General features: G+C 65.9%; 14 protein-coding genes and 1 pseudogene. 6 read left to right on the top strand and 9 right to left on the bottom strand.

What is annotated here, in order from left to right:
• Positions 1-139: 139 nt before the first annotated feature.
• Positions 140-379 (bottom strand): integrase core domain-containing protein, encoded by a 240-nt coding sequence (locus ORI27_RS33245; RefSeq protein WP_410174331.1) that lies wholly within the window; start codon positions 377-379, stop codon positions 140-142.
• 50 nt (positions 380-429) lie between these two features.
• Here ORI27_RS33245 and ORI27_RS30020 point away from each other — a divergent pair.
• Together ORI27_RS30020 and ORI27_RS30015 are read left to right on the top strand one after the other, a co-directional pair.
• Positions 430-531 (top strand): annotated as a pseudogene (locus ORI27_RS30020) (IS481 family transposase); the annotation flags it as partial.
• Positions 532-555: 24 nt separating this feature from the next.
• Positions 556-1,098 (top strand): flavodoxin family protein, encoded by a 543-nt coding sequence (locus ORI27_RS30015; RefSeq protein WP_266000802.1) that lies wholly within the window; start codon positions 556-558, stop codon positions 1,096-1,098.
• Here ORI27_RS30015 and ORI27_RS30010 read toward each other — a convergent pair.
• The 4 genes from ORI27_RS30010 to ORI27_RS29995 all read right to left on the bottom strand — a co-directional run bounded on the left by ORI27_RS30010 (position 1,091) and on the right by ORI27_RS29995 (position 4,204).
• Positions 1,091-2,458 carry an FAD-containing oxidoreductase gene (locus ORI27_RS30010; protein ID WP_266000777.1) on the bottom strand — a complete coding sequence of 456 codons (1,368 nt, stop codon included), beginning with the start codon at positions 2,456-2,458 and terminating at the stop codon, positions 1,091-1,093. The genes ORI27_RS30015 and ORI27_RS30010 overlap by 8 nt on opposite strands.
• A 46-nt stretch (positions 2,459-2,504) precedes the next feature.
• Positions 2,505-2,987: a DUF4126 family protein gene (locus tag ORI27_RS30005; RefSeq protein ID WP_266000778.1), complete on the bottom strand. Its 483-nt coding sequence runs from the start codon at positions 2,985-2,987 to the stop codon at positions 2,505-2,507.
• A gap of 71 nt (positions 2,988-3,058) precedes the next feature.
• The gene (gene hisG / locus ORI27_RS30000; RefSeq protein ID WP_266000779.1) at positions 3,059-3,913 is read right to left on the bottom strand and encodes an ATP phosphoribosyltransferase; all 855 of its coding nucleotides are present in this window, start codon (positions 3,911-3,913) and stop codon (positions 3,059-3,061) included.
• Positions 3,914-3,922: 9 nt separating this feature from the next.
• Positions 3,923-4,204: a phosphoribosyl-ATP diphosphatase gene (locus ORI27_RS29995; protein WP_266000780.1), complete on the bottom strand. Its 282-nt coding sequence runs from the start codon at positions 4,202-4,204 to the stop codon at positions 3,923-3,925.
• Between the two features lie 83 nt (positions 4,205-4,287).
• On the opposite strand from ORI27_RS29995, the gene ORI27_RS29990 reads away from it, so the two are divergent.
• Entirely contained in the window at positions 4,288-4,857 is a 570-nt protein-coding gene (locus tag ORI27_RS29990) for a hypothetical protein (RefSeq protein ID WP_266000781.1), read from the top strand.
• A gap of 19 nt (positions 4,858-4,876) precedes the next feature.
• Here ORI27_RS29990 and ORI27_RS29985 read toward each other — a convergent pair whose 3' ends face one another.
• The 3 genes from ORI27_RS29985 to ORI27_RS29975 form a co-directional block, all read right to left on the bottom strand.
• Entirely contained in the window at positions 4,877-7,189 is a 2,313-nt protein-coding gene (locus ORI27_RS29985) for a putative bifunctional diguanylate cyclase/phosphodiesterase (RefSeq protein WP_266000782.1), read from the bottom strand.
• Between the two features lie 241 nt (positions 7,190-7,430).
• On the bottom strand, positions 7,431-8,894 hold the full coding sequence (locus tag ORI27_RS29980; RefSeq protein ID WP_266000783.1) for a sugar porter family MFS transporter: 1,464 nt from the start codon (positions 8,892-8,894) through the stop codon (positions 7,431-7,433).
• Between the two features lie 87 nt (positions 8,895-8,981).
• Positions 8,982-9,665: an HAD family hydrolase gene (locus ORI27_RS29975; protein WP_266000803.1), complete on the bottom strand. Its 684-nt coding sequence runs from the start codon at positions 9,663-9,665 to the stop codon at positions 8,982-8,984.
• 148 nt (positions 9,666-9,813) lie between these two features.
• On the opposite strand from ORI27_RS29975, the gene gnd reads away from it, so the two are divergent.
• From gnd to ORI27_RS29960, 3 genes are read left to right on the top strand one after another with little or no spacing between them, the layout of a single operon-like run.
• Positions 9,814-10,827, top strand: a complete 1,014-nt coding sequence (gnd, locus tag ORI27_RS29970; protein WP_266000804.1) for a phosphogluconate dehydrogenase (NAD(+)-dependent, decarboxylating) — start codon at positions 9,814-9,816, stop codon at positions 10,825-10,827.
• Positions 10,824-12,227: a glucose-6-phosphate dehydrogenase gene (zwf, locus tag ORI27_RS29965; protein WP_266000784.1), complete on the top strand. Its 1,404-nt coding sequence runs from the start codon at positions 10,824-10,826 to the stop codon at positions 12,225-12,227. The genes gnd and zwf overlap by 4 nt, the downstream gene beginning before the upstream one ends.
• Entirely contained in the window at positions 12,224-14,881 is a 2,658-nt protein-coding gene (locus tag ORI27_RS29960) for an MGH1-like glycoside hydrolase domain-containing protein (protein WP_266000785.1), read from the top strand. The genes zwf and ORI27_RS29960 overlap by 4 nt, the downstream gene beginning before the upstream one ends.
• Before the next feature lie 21 nt (positions 14,882-14,902).
• Here ORI27_RS29960 and metH read toward each other — a convergent pair whose 3' ends face one another.
• Positions 14,903-18,628 (bottom strand): methionine synthase, encoded by a 3,726-nt coding sequence (gene metH / locus ORI27_RS29955; protein ID WP_266000805.1) that lies wholly within the window; start codon positions 18,626-18,628, stop codon positions 14,903-14,905.
• Positions 18,629-18,922 lie beyond the last annotated feature (294 nt).

Below are 18,922 nucleotides of genomic sequence, written 5' to 3'. Positions count from 1 at the left end.
ACGGCCCAGTCGATGACCCCGGCTTCATCTGCGGCCGCCAGCAACCGCGCCAACACCAGATCCCAGGTGCCATCAGCGCTCATCCGTCGATGCCAGGTCCAGATCGTCTGCTGGGGTTCCCCCGAAAAAGTGGACACGGTTAGCTTGATTGCTGATTGATCCGTGAAGCGATCTCGAAGTCGATGGGCGAGATCATTCCCAGTGAGCTGTGCCGCCTGTCATGGTTGTAGTAGCGAAGGTAATTGTCAAGTCCTGCAGTAAGATTCGCATACGACGTGAAGGCGTGCCGTTTGTAGTACTCGTGCTTGACCGTCGACCACAGCGATTCGGACCCGGCGTTGTCCCAGCATATGCCGGTGGCGCCCATAGAGCGGCGCAGGCCGTGATCGGAACAGGCTTTGGCCAGGTCATGACTGGTGTACTGACTACCCAGGCTGGTTGCACTTTTACAATCATCACCGAGCCCACTCCGCCCTCGGAGGCCAGCCACCGGTCACCCGACTGACCAACCTCCCTGGACATCACACCTAGTCCGTCCACGACGTCCGTCGTCGACTGGCCGAACGGGTGTGGGCCGCGATCACCGACCCGGCGCCGGGCGCCAAGGTGAGCCTGATCGCGGTCGACACCGTGGACGAGCAGGACTGGGCCGAGCTCGACGCCGCTGACGCGATCATCTTCAGCTGCCCGACCTACATGGGCAACGTGTCGGCGGGCTTCCAGAGCTTCGCCGAACGCACCGGCAGGCGCTGCTTGGAAGGAACCTGGCGCGACAAAGTCGCCGCCGGGTTCACCAACTCCGGTTCCAAGGCCGGTGACAAGTTGCAGACACTCAGCGCGCTCACCGTATTCGCGGCCCAACGTCACATGCACTGGGTCAACCTCGGCCTGCCTCCCGGGTGGAATACCAGCGGCGCAAGCGAATTCGAGCTCAACCGGCTCGGGTTCTGGCTGGGCGCAGGCGCTTCCACCGAAGTCGATGCCGACGCTTCGGCGGTGCACGACGCGGACCTGCGCACCTGTGAACACCTCGGGCAACGAGTCGCCACGGTCGCCGGGCAACTGCTCGCCGGGCGGGCCTTGGCCACCTCTAGGTGAGCGGGGTCATCTCCTGCAGCATGGTCGGCACCAGCTCGCTGACCGTCGGATGGATGTGCATGGTGCGCGATATCGCGGTATAGGGTTTCTTGGCCGACATGATGTCGAGGATCGAATGGATGACCTCGTCGCCGCCGACCCCGAGGATGGCCGCTCCGAGAATCTCCTCGGTGTCGGCGTCGACCACGATCTGCATGAAGCCTTGTGTCTCACCCTTTTCCACCGCCCGGCCCACCCGGGTCATCGGCCGCTTCCCGACCAGGGCCCGCCGCCCCGAGGCGCGGACCTGGGCGACGGTCATCCCGGCCCGGCCGAGCGGAGGGTCGATGTACAGCGCATAGGTGGGCACCCGGTCGCTGACCCGGCGCGGGTCGTCATCGAGCAGATTGGCCGCCACGATCTCGTAGTCGTTGTACGAGGTGTGGGTGAACGCGCCCTTGCCGTTGCAGTCCCCCATCGCCCAGATGTGCTCGGCGCTGGTGCGCAACTGGTCATCGACGACGATGTAACCGCGGCCGTCGACCTCGACACCGGCCAGCTCAAGGCCGAGATCGTCGGTGTTGGGCCGGCGCCCTACCGCCACCAGCAGGTGCGAGCCGGCGATCGGCGCCGCACCGTCGACGGGGGTGACGTCGAACCCGTTGTCCCGCTTGCTGAAATGCAGACTGTCGGCTCCGGTGACGACGGTGATGCCCTCGGCGGTGAGAATGTCTTCGATCGCCGCCGAGACGTCTTCGTCTTCCCGGGGGGTCAGTCGCGGACCCCGCTGGAGCACGGTGACCCGCGCGCCGAACCGGCGGTACATCTGGGCGAATTCCAGCCCGATATAGCTGCCCCCGATGACGACCAAGTGCTCGGGCAGCGTGTCCAGCTCGAGGATGCCGACATTGGTCAGGTAGTCGATCTCGGACAGCCCCGGCAGGTCGGGCGCCACCGCCCGGCCACCGACATTGAGGAAGATCCGGTCGGCGTGCAAGACCCGGTCGCCGACCGTGAGGGTGTGTGGGTCGGTGAAACGGGCGTGACCGCGGATCAGGGTGCAGCCGGCCATCGATTCCAGCCACGACTCGACGCCGCTGCGATCACCTAGCACGATCCCGTCCTTGCGCGCCTTGACCTTTGCCATGTCGACGGACACCTCGCCGGTGGACACACCGTAGTCGGCTCCCCGGCGTGCGGTGTGGGCGGTGTGCGCGCTGGCCACCAGAGTCTTGGTGGGGATGCAGCCGGAGTTGACGCATGTCCCGCCGACGAATTTGCGTTCGACCACCGCAACGGTCTGGCCCGCCGCCGTGAGCCGGCCCGCCAACGACGGACCGGCCTGCCCGGCGCCGACGATGATCGCGTCGAACTTGGTCATTCCCCGTGTCGCTCCGCTCCTGCCCGCCGGGTCCGCCATGCCGGCGTCAGACCAGGCTGACCAGATAGACGACCAGGAACCCGCCGCCGACCGCCACGGCATCTTCGAGCAGCGCGATCGGAAGGTCCCGTCCGCCGTTGACGGCAACCAGCCGGCGCCGGGCCTCGTAGCCGCCGAGGGTACCGAGCACCGCGCCGATGATGCCGGTGCCCAGCGCGCTGAACGTGTGAAAGGACGCGCTGCCGATGACGGCACCGGCGAAGGCACCCGTCAGCAGTCGGGCGCTGAACTGCATGGGTGTCTTGCGGCTCGGAGTCTTCGGCAACTGGTCGGTGACGAGTTCGACCAGCAGCAGGATCGTCAGGATGGTGACCGTGACCGGGTGCGCGACCCACTCGGACCACTTTCCGTCGACGTTGATCCAGCCGAGGGCCGCACCCCAGGCCACCACGGCCGGAACGGTCAGCGCCCGCAGACCCGCCACGACGCCGATCAGCAAGGCCAGCAGCAGGACAAGGACTTGCGTCATGACGAACCTCTCGGCCGGCGGACACGACAACGGGACGCTAACACGCCGCGGGGTTGAAGGCCTGCCTAACCTCAGAAGCGGCAGAACCTGATATCGGACGCCAGAATTGCCTTGGCCCCGATGGCGGCGAGTTCGTCCATGATCGTGTTGACGGTGCGGCGCGGCACCAGTGCGCGCACCGCCACCCAGTCCGGGTCGGCCAGCGGCGCGATGGTCGGCGACTCCAGGCCGGGAGTGATCTCGGTCGCGCGCTCGAGCAACGAACGCGGGCAGTCGTAGTCGAGCATCAAGTACTGCTGGCCGAACACCACACCCTGCACGCGCGCCGCCAGCTGATCGCGCGCAGCCCGGTTGGGATCGTCACCGTTACCGGCCCGCTCGATCAGCACCGCTTCCGAATCACACAGCGAGTCACCGAAAGCCACCAGATCGTGCAGCCGCAGCGTTCGCCCGGAACCGACCACGTCAGCGATCGCGTCGGCGACACCGAGCTGAACCGAGATCTCGACCGCACCGTCGAGCCGAATGACCGTCGCCTCGATCCCCCTGCTCGCCAAGTCTTTCCGAACGAGGTGCGGGTATGCGGTGGCGATCCGCTTGCCGGCCAGATCCGCGATGGTCCAGTCCCGCCCGGCCGGCGCGGCATAGCGGAAGCTGGAGGATCCGAAGCCCAGGGCGAGCCGTTCGTCCACCGGAGCGTCGGATTCGGCGGCCAGGTCCCGGCCGGTGATGCCGAAGTCGAGCTGGCCGGATCCTACGTAGATCGCGATATCCTTGGGGCGCAGGAAGAAGAACTCGACCCCGTTGGCCGGGTCGATGACGGTGAGATCCTTCGGGTCGGTGCGCCGTCGGTAGCCGGCCTCCGACAGGATCTCGGCGGCGGGTTCGGACAGCGCTCCCTTGTTGGGGACGGCGACGCGCAACATGTCAGCCACCTAGAGCTTGGAGTAGATGTCATCGAGACTGAGCCCACGGGCGACCATCAGCACCTGGGTCCAGTACAGCAGCTGGCTGATCTCCTCGGCCAAAGCCTCGTCCGGTTCGTGCTCGGCGGCCAGCCAGACCTCGCCGGCCTCTTCGAGGATCTTCTTGCCCAGCGCGTGCACGCCGGCATCCAACGCGGCGACGGTGGCGCTGCCCGGGGGCCGGGTGCGCGCACGCTCCCCGAGTTCGGCGAACAGCTCCTCGAAGGTCTTCACGGCGTGCGATTGTTCCATGCGGGTCGATGCGCCGTCACGGCGGTTTCTCCTCGACCCAGGACCAGCGACTAGGCTGGCGTCCTGTGCGAGGATCCCGGGCGATGATCGCCGTGGGTGCCGCCGCGGCGGCACTGACGGCGTGTTCGAACCCGATCATCACCACCGATGACACCAATCAGCAAACGGCTCCACCTGCTACCACAGCACCATCTACGCGTCCTAGCAATGACAAACTGGTCAACGCGTTCGACTACTACACCAGGACCGACGACATCCACGCCGGCTACTACTTCACCAGTCCGAGCGGCAGCTGGCGCTGCGTGATCGTGCCCCGTTCCTGGGCCGGCTGCCAGTCGAGCAGCGGGACCGGGCGCATCGGCATCAAGGGTGCGCCGCCGAGCGTGACCGACGACACCGGGGCCAGCGCCGCCCCGAACTCGATCGTGGTGCACACCCTCGGCGAAGCTCGATTTGCCGCGGTGCCCACCGCCCAATTCAAGCCACCATCGGGGACGACGAAGACGTTGCCGTACAACAAGATCCTCGCGGCAGCCGGATTCCGTTGCAACGCTCAGCAGGAGGTCGGCATCTCCTGCCTGAGCGAGCAGACGTCACAGGGCTTCACATTCTCTGATTCCGGAGCGAGCTGGCAGTACACCGACGTTCCCTGATCGGTGCCCGACGCACGTGTCAGCCGGGGACGCTCTGCGCGTCGATCTGGGAGACCAGCGCGCGCATCCGCGCCGACTCGACCGGCCTGCCGAAGTAGTACCCCTGTCCCCGGTCACACCGGTGGTCCACCAGCCACCGTGCGGTTTCGACGTCCTCGACACCTTCGGCGACCACGAGAACCCCCAGTTTGTGGGTCAGACTGATCACCGCATCGACGACGGCGGCCGCCCGCCTGTCCGACGTGACGGACGCGATGAAGTGGCGGTCCAGTTTCACTTCGTCAACCGCGAGGTCACGCAGATAGGACAGCGCCGAGTAGCCGCTGCCGAAATCGTCGATCGCGACCCGGATGCCCCGGGAGCGCAGTTCTCGCAGCACCGTCGTGACGGTATCGAATTCCGTCAGCACCACGTCTTCGGTGATCTCGACCGTGAGCAGGCCGTGCGACAAGCCACGCGCGTCCATGCCACGGCACAGGCGGTCCGGTAGATCGGTATCCCGCAAGAGCGGAGCGAACAAGTTGATCGCCACCGGCATGTCCAGTCCCTGCGCCGACCACCTCAACGCGTCGTCAAGCACCTTCGACAACACCAGATCAGTCACCGGCAACATCAGACCGTGCTGGCGTACCAATGCCAGGAACGTCTCCGGATGCAGCGTCCCAAGCCGCGGATGTGGCCATCGGAGCAGCGCCTCGACCCCGATGACTTTCCCGGTTACCAGATCGACCTCGGGCTGGTAGACCACATCCAGCCGGCCCGCGTCGACGGCGTGCCGCAACTCGCCGAGCAGTCGCACCTGGGCCGCCCCGTCTTCGGCAGACCGTCGTGATCCGGCGACGAGGTCCGCGACGTGCGGACTTGCCAACGCCAACTCCGCGTTGAAGGTCCGGACTTCGGCCGACCGCGAACGCTTGGCGGCGTACATCGCGATATCGGCCCGCTCGGCCAGTGTCAGTGCCGACAACCCCTCTTCGTCGTCGGGCGCCTCGGCCAGCCCGATGCTCGGGCGAAGGATGATCTCCTGACCGCCCACCAGAAACGGCCTCGCAAACGCGTCGATGATGCGTTGGGCGACTTGGTGGTGATCATCGGTGCCGCCTTCGAGCAACACTGCGAATTCGTCCCCGCCCACGCGGGCGACGGTGTCGCCGGCACGCAGGCATTCGACCAACCGTTTGCCCGTGTCGACCAACAGCCGGTCCGCGACGGGGTGGCCGAGGCTGTCGTTGACCAGTTTGAAATCGTCGAGGTCGATCGATAACACGCTGACCGGCCGCCCGTCCCGGGACCGCACCATCATCGCGTGCTCGAGGCGATCACGAAACAGTGTCCGGTTGGCCAGCCCGGTCAGCGGGTCTCGGAGCGCTTCGTTGGCGGCCTCGGCGAGGAATTGCCGATTCTCCACGGCGGCCATCACCTGCCGCGCGCAGACAACGGTGACGATGATGGGAACCAGGAATTGCTCGAACCCCGACATCACAAACGCAGGGCCGATCGTCCCGGCGAGCAGAAGCGGAACGTACGGCAACCACAGCGAAGATCCCGATGGGACCGACGGCCCGGTATTTCGGAGCGCCGATGGCCGACGGCCCAGCACCGCGGCGGCGGCGAAGGCCGCCAGTCCGGCCGCCCACACGATGTCGAGGAGATTTCCGGTGTCGTAGCTTCCCTCGACCACCAGATACACATACGCGCTGTCCCCGATCGTGGTGAGCGCGGCGGCGACGGTGAGAACGATCAGTGCGAACAGTTGCCGCCCCTGTGCTCGAACCATCGCGACGACGGCGAGCGTCAGAATCACCAGATCGCCCACCGGGCTGATCAGCGCCACGCTCATCTCGACCCGGCCGTCGCGGTAAGTATCGAACACTCGATGCAGAACCAGGATCCAGCCGAGGAGCAGCAGGCAAAAGGCCACCGACAATGCGTCGAGCACCAATTTGACGCGGGCCGCCCGCGAAGGAGCCGTGACGAATTGAGCCATCGCTGCAATTGCCGCGGCGGTGAACGTCAGATAGAAGACATCCGCGGGCGACGGCGACGGCGGTGATGTCATCCGCAGGTCATAGATCAGCCAGATCGCGTCGCCGATGGCCCAGGCAAACATTGCGACGGCCAGCGTGGCCCATGCCCGCCGAATCCGACCGTCGGCCGCTCTGGCCGCTCTGGCCGCTACGACCGAACACCACCCGGCGTACGTCGCAAGGCCGACGAACAGGATGTCGTCGACCACCGTCATCCAGGCCGCGCCACGCCCAGCAACCAGAACCACCGCCAGGACCACGACCACCGCGACCGGAGCCGCGATCGCTGCGGCTTCGCGCGACACTCGGATCCTGTCGCCCAAAACGCCTGCCCCCGCCTAGCCCCGCCCTGCGCCGGTGCCGCTCACAGGTGGATTTACCGCACGCGTCAACCGGTCTGTCGATGGGAAGTTAGTTAACGCGAACACGCGGCCGAACACATGGTGAATGGCTATATCCGACACCGTACTGTGATCGCTGCCGTGGCACCCGTCGCCGGACCCGAAGCGAACGCCGGCCGCAACCAGCGGGATCGACCCGGGCTCCTCAGTGCGTGACGGGCTTGTCCTCATGCAGCAACTCGGCGTGCATGTCTTCCAGCGCGACACCCTTGGTCTCCATGACCCACTTCCACACGAACAACCCCGACAGGATGGCGCACAGCGCGTAGAAGCCGTACGCCATGCCCAGGACATCGCGCAGCGCCGGGAAGGTCACGGTGATCAGCCAGTTGGCGGCCCACTGCCCGGCCGCGGCCAGGCCGAGCGCGGCCGCCCGGATGCGGTTGGGGAACATCTCGCCGAGCAGCACCCACACCACCGGGCCCCACGACATACCGAACGCCACCACGAACAGGTTGGCGGCGATCAGTGCGATCGGCCCCGTCACGTCCCCGAGCTGCGGCGAGCCGTCCACCTGCGTCGCGGTGCCGAAAATGACAGCCATGGTGGCCAGTGTGATCGCCATGCCACTCGATCCGATCAGCAGCAGCGGCTTGCGGCCGATCTTGTCGATCAGCGCGATGGCGATCAGGGTGGTCAGGATGTTGACGATCGACGTGATGACCGTGATCACGAACGACGAGCTCTCGTCGAATCCGACCGCCTCCCACAACACGTTGGAGTAGTAGAAGATCACGTTGATCCCGACGAACTGCTGGAAGATCGACAGGCCGAGACCCACCCACACGATGCCGTACAGTCCGCCGGCGGGCTTTCGCAGGTCCCGCCACGACGGCTTGTCCTCACGATCGAGTGTGGTCTGGATGCGGCTGATGGTGATCTCGAGGTTCTTCTCCCCCAGCAGCATCGTCAACACCTTGCGGGCTTCTGGAATGCGATGGGTGGCAACGAGGTACCGCGGAGACTCCGGAATGGTGAACGCCAGCACGCCGTACAGGATCGCGGGAAGCGCCATCGCCAGGAACATCCATCGCCAGGCCTCCATGCCCAGCCACAGCTCCTCGGTGGCGCCACCGGCGATGTGCGCCAGCGCGTAGTCGACCGCCAGCGACAGGAAGATGCCGGACACGATGGCCAGCTGTTGCAGCGAGCCGAGCCGGCCCCGGATGCGCGGCGGGGATGTCTCGGCGATGTAGGCCGGCGCGATCACCGAGGCCACACCGACGCCGATACCACCGACGATCCGGAACACCACGATCACCCACACACTGGTGGCGAAGCCGGTCCCGATGGCGCTGATGAGGAACAGCACCGCGGCGATCTTCATGACGGCGATGCGGCCCAGCCGGTCGGCCATCCGGCCCGCGGTCATGGCGCCGGCGGCCGCACCCAGCAACGCCGAGGCGACAGCGAATCCGAGTGAGGCGTTGTTGATCCCGAAGTGACTCTGGATGGAGGCCACCGCACCGTTGATGACCGCGCTGTCGTAGCCGAAGAGCAGGCCGCCGAGTGCTGCTACGGAGGCGATTCGGACGGCCGTGCCGCCGGATGAGTAGTTGTCGTCCTCGAAGGCCGACGGTGTGTCACTGGGTGGTCCCTGGCCGGCCATGAGACGTCCTCTCCGCAGCGCTGCGAAACCTGGTGGCAACTACGATTGCACAGACGCAGCCGCGGCACGGCGATATCGGCCAGCAGTTCAGGCCGAGCGTTCGCCGAGCCCGAGGCGCAGGTCCGCGTAGATCTGTCGCAACTGCGGGATGCCCAGCCCGGTCAGCGACGAAACGTGGCGCCGGCGGGGGCTGGCGGGTACATCCACGTCGTTGGGCACCACCAACACCGGGCATCCGGCATCCTCGGCCGCGGCCGCCCCGGTGACGGAGTCCTCGATGGCCAGGCACTCGCCCGCGACCACGCCCAGCAGTTCGGCCGCCCGCAGATACACGTCGGGGGCGGGTTTACCCTCCATCACTTCGTCGGCGCAGACGGTAACCGAAAAGTATTCCCTGCCAATGCTGTTCAGTGCGTTCTCGGTCAGCTTCCTGCGGGTGTTGGTCACCAGTGCCATCGGAACTCCCGAGCCCGACAGCGCGTCGAGCAGCTCCCGCGCGCCAGGACACCACGGCAGCCCGGTCGTGAACAATTCACCGACGTAGTCGTGCATCCAGTCGGCGACCTCGACCATCCGGCCCGGGTCGGGGTCCAGACCCAGATCGTCGAACACGATGCGGATCACGCCCTCGGCCGAACCACCCACCGTGGCCTCGCGGACCTCGGGCGTCAGCACCCGGCCGTGTCGTGCGTACAACTCGTTGATCGCAACGTCCCACAGCTTTTCGGAGTCGACGAGTGTGCCGTCCATATCCCACAAGACCGCGCGCACGCCCACGATTGTGCCACCCAACATGCCCTGACCTCGAATCCGAGCGAATTTGCTGCACTAAGGTATCGATCAGGGGTACCGACCGTCAGAAACCGCCGAAATCGTCAACACACAACGCGAGGGAGACACCGTGGTCAGTGCGGCACCGATGCAGCTGGGCATGATCGGGCTGGGACGGATGGGGGCGAACCTCGTTCGACGCTTGATGCGAGACGGACACAGATGCGTCGTCTACGACGTGAACGCGGCCGCCGTGAGCGAACTGGCGGCCGAAGGCGCAACCGGCGCCGCCACCCTCGAGGATCTGGTCGGCAAACTCGACGCGCCCCGGGCCATCTGGCTGATGCTGCCGGCCGCGATCGTCGATTCGACCCTCGATGCCCTCGTCCCGCTGCTGGCGCCCGGGGACGCCGTGATCGACGGCGGGAACTCGTACTATCGCGACGACATCACCCGGGCACAGACGCTCGCCAAGAGTGGCCTGCATTACGTCGATTGCGGTACCAGTGGCGGCGTGTGGGGGCTGGACCGCGGCTACTGTCTGATGATCGGCGGGGAGACCGACGTGGTGACCCGCCTCGATCCGATCTTCAAGACCATCGCACCGGGGATCGGGACGGCCGAACCCACCCCCAGCCGGCCGGCGGACGCGACCGGTACCGCACCCGAGGGCTATCTGCACTGCGGACCCAACGGCGCCGGGCACTTCGTGAAGATGGTCCACAACGGTGTCGAGTACGGGATGATGGCGGCGATCGCGGAGGGGCTGAGCATCATCAAGCACGCGAATGCCGGCAAGGTGGATCGAGTGATCGACGCCGAGACCACCCCCCTGCGCGACCCGTGGGCCTACCAGTACGACATCAATGTCGGCGAGGTCGCCGAGGTCTGGCGCCGCGGCTCGGTGGTGGGATCCTGGCTGGTGGACCTGATCGCCGACGCGTTCGCCGCCTCGCCTGATCTCGACCAATTCTCCGGGCGGGTATCCGATTCCGGCGAAGGACGGTGGACGGTGCTCGCCGCTGTGGATGAAGGCATCCCCGCCTCGGTGATCACCACCGCGCTCTACGAGCGCTTCCAATCCCGTCAGCTCGGAGAGTTCACCGACCAGATACTCTCGGCGATGCGCAGCGAGTTCGGCGGTCACGCGGAGAAGAAGTGACGCCCTCGAGCGCGCAGAACCCCGGTCCCGCCGACGTACTCGTGGTCTTCGGCATCACCGGAGACCTGGCAAAGAAGATGACCTTCCGGTCGCTGTACCGCCTGGAGCGGCGCGGCCTGCTCGGCTGCCCGGTCGTCGGCGTGGCGTTCGACGACTGGTCCGCCGCCGAGCTGCGCAAGCATGCGCGGGAGGCTATCGCGGCAACCGGCGAACCCGTGGATGACGACATCTTCGCCCGATTCGCGGATCGGCTGTCGATGGTGTCCGGTGACTTCGCCGACGCGGCTACCTACGACAAGGTGGCCGCAGCCATCAGCGGAAGCGCGAATCCGGTTTTCTATCTGGAGATTCCGCCGTCTCTGTTCGGACGGGTGGTCGACGGCCTGGCCGGTGCCGGCCTCACCGGAAACGCCAGGGTCGTGGTGGAGAAGCCGTTCGGGCATGACCTTTCTTCGGCCAAGGCGCTCAACGACCAGTTGAGTGCCCACCTGCAGGAGTGGCAGATCTACCGCATCGACCACTTCCTGGGCAAGGAACCGGCGATGGATATCCGCTACATCCGGTTCTCCAACTCCATCATCGAGCCGCTGTGGAATCGTGACCGGATCGAAGCCGTGCAGATCACGATGGCCGAGAACTTCGGCGTGGCGGATCGCGGCCACTTCTACGACCCGGTCGGCGCGTTGCGCGACGTCGTGCAGAATCATCTACTGCAATTGATCGGACTGATCGCCTCCGAACCCTCCAGCGGCGGACCGGACGGGTTCCGGGACAAGCGGGCCGAGCTGTTCAAGTGCATCCGCCCCGCCGACCCCAGCCACTACGTGCGTGGCCAGTACGCCGGCTACCTCGACGTCGACGGTGTCGCGCCGGGTTCTGCGACCGAGACCTTCGCGGCGTTGAAGTTGCACATCGACAACTGGCGCTGGTCGGGTGTGCCCTTCTTCATCCGAGCAGGCAAAGCTCTCCCGTTGCGGGCCACCGAGATTCGGGTGATCTTCAAGCGACCGCCGCCGCTGCCGTTCCTACCGAAGGTGAAAGAGCCCAACGAGCTCATCTTCCGGATCGATCCCAATCCCGGTGTCGATCTGGTGTTGCAGGCCAAGGACAGCGGCGCCGACGCCACCCGTGCCGTGAACCTGTCCTTGGTGTTCGCCGAGGAGATGACCGAGGCGCCCGAGCCCTACGAGCGGCTGCTCTTCGATGCCATGCACGGCGACTCCAGCCAGTTCATCAGGGAGGACGCCGTCGAGGAGACCTGGCGGATCGTGCAGCCGCTGCTGGAATCTCCGCCGCCGGTCGAGGTCTACCAGCCGGGCTCGTGGGGACCGTCGGGTACCGACACCCTGGTCGCCGGATTCCCGGCCTGGCGCCAGCCCTGGTTGCCAGCGCACCAGTGAGCACAGCCGAGCAGAAACGCCTCGACGAGGCCAACGCCGGACTCTCGCCGTGGCGCCGCTGGGGAACCTACCTGAGCGAGCGCGCCTGGGGCACCGTCCGGGAGGACTACAGCACCGACGGCGACGCCTGGGCGTACCTCCCGTTCGACCACGCCCACAGGAGGGCCTACCGGTGGAGCGAGGACGGCCTGGCTGGCTGGTGTGACGACGAGCAGACCATCTGCCTGGGCGTCGCACTGTGGAACGGACACGACCCCATCCTCAAGGAGCGGCCCTACGGGGTGGCCAACGAGGAAGGCAACCACGGCGAGGACGTCAAGGACTATTGGTTCTACACCGATAACCTGCCCTCCCACGCCTATGCGTCCATGGTCTACAAGTACCCGCACGCCGCGTTCCCGTATGCGGATCTGCTGCACACCAATTTGCAACGCGGTTCCGACGACGACGAATACGAATTGTTCGACGCTTTGCGCCAACAATGGCTCCAACAACGCTATTTCGACGTCGAAGTGGCCTACGCGAAGGATGGCCCCGAGGACGTCTATTGCCGGATCACGGTGACCAACCGAGGGCCCGACGCCGCACCGGTCCACGTCCTTCCCCAACTCTGGTATCGCAACACCTGGTCCTGGGAACCGGACCAACCTCGGGGAAGGATCACCGCCTGCGGTGACGGTGCAGCATGCACCTGGCACCCGAAGCTCGGCCGGCGGTGGTTCACGGTCACCACCTCCCGCGACGACACCCCGCACTTGGTGTTCTGTGAGAACGAGACCGACAATCGCCAGTTGTTCTCCTCGGCCAACACATCAGCCACCACCAAGAACGGCATCAACGACTACGTCGTCAACGGGATATCGGACGCCGTCGACACGAACGAGGGCAGCAAGGTCGCGGCCGACGTGTCGACGACCGTGCAATCCGGCGAAACATTCACCGTCACCGTGCATTTCTCCACGACCGATGCCACCCATCCACCCGACCATGCCGATGTGGTTCTCGCACAACGCAAACGTGAGTCCGACGAGTTCTACCTTTCCGTCGCGGCGGCAGAACTGAGCGACGACGAGCGGCTCGTGCAACGCCAGGCGTTGGCGGGACTGCTGTGGTGCAAACAGTTCTACAACTACCCGGTTCGGCGCTGGCTCAAGGGCGATCCCGGACAACCGACGCCGCCACGCGAACGCTGGGCCGGCCGCAACAAGGACTGGCAACACTTCGCCGTCACCGACGTCATCCTGATGCCCGACGCGTGGGAGTACCCCTGGTTCGCCGCCTGGGACCTGGCCTTCCACTGCGTCGCCATGGCGCTCATCGATCCCGAGTTCGCCAAGGCGCAGATACTTGTGCTGCACGATTCCACCGCGCAGCACCCGCACGGCCAGATCCCGGCCTACGAATGGAAGTTCGGAGACACCAACCCACCCGTCCATGCCTGGGCGTCCTGGCAGATCTACCAACTCGACCAACTCCGCAGCGGCGTCGGGGACTGGGACTTCCTGGCCAGCGCGTACCGATCGGCCACCCTCAATGCCATGTGGTGGCTCAATCAGAAGGACGACACCAACCGGGGTGTGTTCGGGGGCGGGTTCCTCGGCATGGACAACATCGGGGTGTTCGACCGCGACGAGCCGCTTCCGACCGGTGGTCAACTCGCCGAAGTCGACGGCACCGCATGGATGGCGGCACTGACATTCCATCTGCTGGAGATGGCGATTGAACTGTCCCATCAGGATCCGAGCTACACCGACATGTTCAGCCGCTGGGTGTGGGATGCGTGGCTGGTCGCCAACTCGCTGGAGAAGGGCACCTATCAGGTCAGCTTCTGGAACGACGACACGAACTTCTATCACGACGTCATCGAGATGCCAGACGGCACAAGCAGATCGCTGGAAGTGTTCTCCATTCAGGCGATCGTTCCGCTGTTCGCCGCGATCGCCATTCCCAACAGCGCGACCGAGGTGGTATCGACCCTGCGGGACTGCCTCGACATACTGGCGCGGACCTACGAGCACACCGACGACGATGTCCAGTTGTTGATGACGGGCGGCGACGGTAGCCACCTCATGATCGGCGTCGTCCACCAGGATCGACTCACGCCGATCTTGCGCCGATTACTGGACCCCGAACAGTTCCTCTCCCCCAACGGAATTCGCTCACTGTCGCGATACCACCGGGACCACCCGTACAGCTATCACGTCGACGGCGCCGACTATGTCGTCGACTACCAGCCGGCCGAATCACGCAGCCGGATGTTCGGCGGAAACTCCAACTGGCGCGGGCCGGTCTGGCTGCCGACCAACTTTCTGCTGGTTCAAGCGCTCAATTCCTACGCCCGGTTCCTCGGCGACACCTACCGCGTTCCTGATCCCGCGGGCTCGGCCGATCTGGTGTCACTACAGGTGGTGGCCGACCGACTGGCCCGGCAACTCACCGGTCTCCTGGTCCGCGACGAGCGCGGTCGGCGAGCGGTGTTCGGCGACAACGAGTATTTCCAGACCGACCCGCACTGGCGTGACCTGGTGCCGTTCCACGAGTACTTCGACGGGGATACCGGCAGGGGGCTGGGGGCCAGTCACCAGACCGGCTGGACCGCGACCGTCGCCCTGCTGCTCCAGTACCGGGGCAAGCTCTACTTCAGGGCGGGGTGAACGTAACCGGGGGCTCAGGACCTAGTCCTCCGGGTTGTAGCCGAGATTGGGGCCGAGCCAGCGCTCGGCTTCGGCCAACGTCCAGCCCTTGCGCTTCGCGTAGTCGGCGACCTGGTCCTGGGCCAACCGGCCGACCACGAAGTACTGCGACTGCGGATGCGAGAAGTACCAGCCGCTGACGGCGGCACCGGGCCACATCGCCATCGACTCGGTCAGCTCGATGCCGGTCCGCGCCTTGACGTCCATCAACGACCAGAGCGTCACCTTCTCGGTGTGCTCCGGGCAGGCCGGGTAGCCGGGGGCGGGACGGATTCCCACGTACTTCTCGCCGATCAGCGCGTCGTTGTCCAAATTCTCGTCGGGCTGGTAACCCCAGAATTCCTCGCGGACCCGTTGGTGCATCCGTTCGGCGAAAGCCTCGGCCAGCCGATCGGCGATCGACTCCAGCAGGATTGCGCTGTAGTCGTCGTGGGCCGCCTTGAACTCCGCGATCTTCTCGGCGCCGCCGAGCCCCGCGGTGACGGCGAAGGCGCCGATGTAGTCGGCCAGACCGGTTTCCTTGGGCGCGACGTAGTCGCCCAGTGACCGGTGCGGGATGCCGTCCCGGTGCTCGCCCTGCTGGCGCAGGTTGTGCAGGGTGGTCAGCACCTCGGTACGGGTGTCGTCGGTGTACACCTCGATGTCGTCACCGACGGCGTTGGCGGGGAAGAACCCGATCACCCCGTTGGCGGTCAGCCACTTCTCCTTGATCAGGGTGTCGAGCATTTCCTGGGCGTCGTCGTACAGCTTGCGGGCAGCCTCGCCCGAGGCCGGGTTGTTGAGGATGTCGGGGAAGCGACCCTTCATCTCCCAGGCGTTGAAGAACGGCTGCCAGTCGATGTACTCGCGCAGCTCGGCGAGGTCGTAGTCCAGAAATTCTCGTACTCCCGCACCGATCTCGGGCACCGGCGGCGTGTAGCCGTCCCACTCGATCGGCGTCCGGTTCGCGCGGGCCTTCTCCAACGTCAGCATCGGTCGCTCGCTCTTCTGGGCGTGCCGTTCACGCAGTGCTGCGTAATCCTTCTCCGTGGCCTCCAGCAGACTTGGACGTTGCTTGTCGTCCAGGAGCGCGGCAGCGACCGGCACCGAACGGGACGCGTCCTTGACCCAGACGACCGGACCGCTGCGGCGCGGCGCCACCTTCACCGCCGTGTGAGCGCGCGAGGTGGTCGCGCCGCCGATCAGCAGCGGGATGTCCAGCCCCTCGCGTTCCATCTCGACGGCGAAGTTGACCATCTCGTCCAGCGACGGGGTGATCAGGCCGGACAGGCCGATGATGTCGGCGTTGTGCTCCTTGGCCGCGTCCAGGATCTTGCTCGCCGGCACCATCACCCCGAGGTCGATCACTTCGAAGTTGTTGCACTGCAGGACGACCCCGACGATGTTCTTGCCGATGTCGTGGACGTCACCCTTGACGGTGGCCATGATGATCGTGCCGTTGGTGTCCTTCGAGCCAGCGGAACCGTTCTCTTCCTTCTCGGCCTCGATGAAGGGCAACAAGTAGGCGACGGCCTTCTTCATCACCCGGGCCGACTTCACCACCTGGGGCAGGAACATCTTGCCCGAGCCGAACAGGTCACCGACGACGTTCATGCCGTCCATCAGCGGGCCCTCGATCACCTCGATCGGGCGGCCACCGGCGTCGGCGATCTCGGCCCGCAATTCCTCGGTGTCGGCGTCAACATCGGCGTCGATGCCCTTGACCAGGGCGTGTGTGATCCGCTCGCGCACCGGCAGGCTGCGCCATTCGGCTGCCGCCGCGTCCTCGGCCTCGTCCTTCCGGTTGAACCGCTCGGCGATTTCCAGGAGCCGTTCGGCCGCATCCTCGCGGCGGTTCAGGACGACGTCCTCGATGCGGTCGCGCAGCTCGGGGTCGATCGAGTCGTAGGGCACCAGCGCGCCGGCGTTGACGATGCCCATGTCCAGGCCGGCCTTGATGGCGTGGAACAGGAACACCGAATGGATCGCCTCGCGGACCGGGTTGTTGCCCCGGAAGGAGAACGACACGTTCGAGATACCGCCGGAGATGTGCACACCGGGAAGGTTCTCCTTGATCCAGGCACACGCCTCGATGAAGTCGATGCCGTAGGTTGCGTGCTCCTCGATCCCGGTCGCCAGCGCGAAGCAGTTCGGGTCGAAGATGATGTCCTCGGCGGGGAACCCGACCTCTTCGGTCAGGATCCGGTAGGCGCGCCCGCAGATCTGTTTGCGTCGCTCCAGGTTGTCGGCCTGCCCCTGCTCGTCGAACGCCATCACGACCACGGCGGCACCGTATTTGCGGCACAGCCGTGCCTCGCGGATGAACTTCTCCTCGCCCTCCTTCAAGGAGATCGAGTTGACGATCGGCTTGCCCTGCACGTTCTTCAGGCCCGCCTCGATGACCTCCCATTTGGAGGAGTCGATCATCACCGGGACGCGGCTGATGTCCGGCTCGGACGCGATCAGCTTGGTGAACCGGTCCATCGCGGCGACGCCGTCGATCATGCCCTCGTCCATGTTGATGTCGATGACCTGCGCACCGACCTCCACCTGCTGCAGGGCGACCGACAGTGCGGTGTCGTAGTCTCCGGCCTTGATCAGGTTGCGGAACCGGGCGGAGCCGGTGATGTTCGTGCGCTCACCGATGTTCACGAACAGCGAGTCGTCGGTGATGTTGAGCGGCTCCAGCCCCGATAGCCGGGTGGCCACCGGAATCCGCGGCACCTCGCGCGGCGGCGTGCCCTCGACGGACTTCGCGATCTCGGCGATGTGCTCCGGTCCGGTTCCACAGCAACCACCGACCAGATTGACCAGGCCGGCCTCGGCGAACTCGGCGATGTAGCCGGCCTGGCACACCGGGGACTCGTCGTACTCGCCGAAGGCGTTGGGCAGGCCGGCGTTCGGGTAGCAGGACACGAAGGTGTCCGCGATCCGCGCCATCTCGGCGATATACGGTCGCATCTCCGGGGCGCCGAGGGCGCAGTTGAGGCCTACCGCAATCGGTTTCGCGTGCCTGATGGCGTTCCAGAATGCTTCGGTGACCTGACCGGACAACGTCCGGCCGGAGGCATCGGTGATGGTGCCCGAGATGATCACCGGCCAGCGCCGCCCACGGTCCTCGAACAGCGTCTCGAGGGCGAACACCGCTGCCTTGGCGTTCAGCGAGTCGAAGATCGTCTCGACGATGATGAGGTCGGCGCCCCCGTCCACCAGACCGTTGGCGGATTCCAGGTAGGCGGCAACCAGCTGATCGTAGGAGACGTTACGGGCTCCCGGGTCGTTGACGTCCGGCGAGATCGACGCGGTCCGCGTCGTGGGCCCCAGCGCGCCGGCGACGTAGCGGGGCCGGTCCGCGGTGCTGAACTCGTCGGCGGCCTGACGGGCCAAGGCGGCGCCGGCATAGTTCAGTTCGTAGCTCAACTCCGCCATGCCGTAGTCGGACAACGAGACCGCGTTCGCGTTGAACGTGTTGGTCTCCAGGATGTCCGCGCCCGCTTCGAGGTACTCGCGGTGGATGCCGGAGATGATGTGCGGTTGGGTGAGGTTGAGCAGGTCGTTGTTACCCACCAGATCGCTGGGCCAGTCCTTGAACCGCTCGCCCCGGTAGCCGGCCTCGTCCGGGCGGTCGCGCTGGATCGCCGTGCCCATCGCCCCGTCGATCACCATGATCCGCTGGCGCAGGGTTGCCGTCAGCTCGTCGGTGCAGTCGGGGCGGATGTTGGGTTTCATGGAGTTCACGGGGGTGCTCACGTCCGTCCTTCCGTAGCGGAAGGCGTCCTTGCTTCTGCCGAGCGTGGCGGATACCGGCAGGAACCGGACAACCGTTGCAACGCCTCTCGACGGTGAAAAGTCTACGTCGTCACCTGACCGACGTCCGGACACCTACCTCATCGACGGGGACGACCCGCCGATGTCGCCGGGAACGTGGCATTCGTCAACGTTAACCAGATTGCAGGCGAAGGTATTTCGCCCCGATGGGAGTCATCGGCGCGGGGCGTCCGGCAGGCCGGTGCCATAGCCCCG

Origin of the sequence: Mycobacterium pinniadriaticum, assembly GCF_026242045.1 — a bacterium.
GTDB lineage: Bacteria > Actinomycetota > Actinomycetes > Mycobacteriales > Mycobacteriaceae > Mycobacterium > Mycobacterium pinniadriaticum.
The sequence above is the reverse complement of the archived record's forward strand: the minus strand, read 5'-3'. Positions and strand labels throughout refer to the sequence as shown.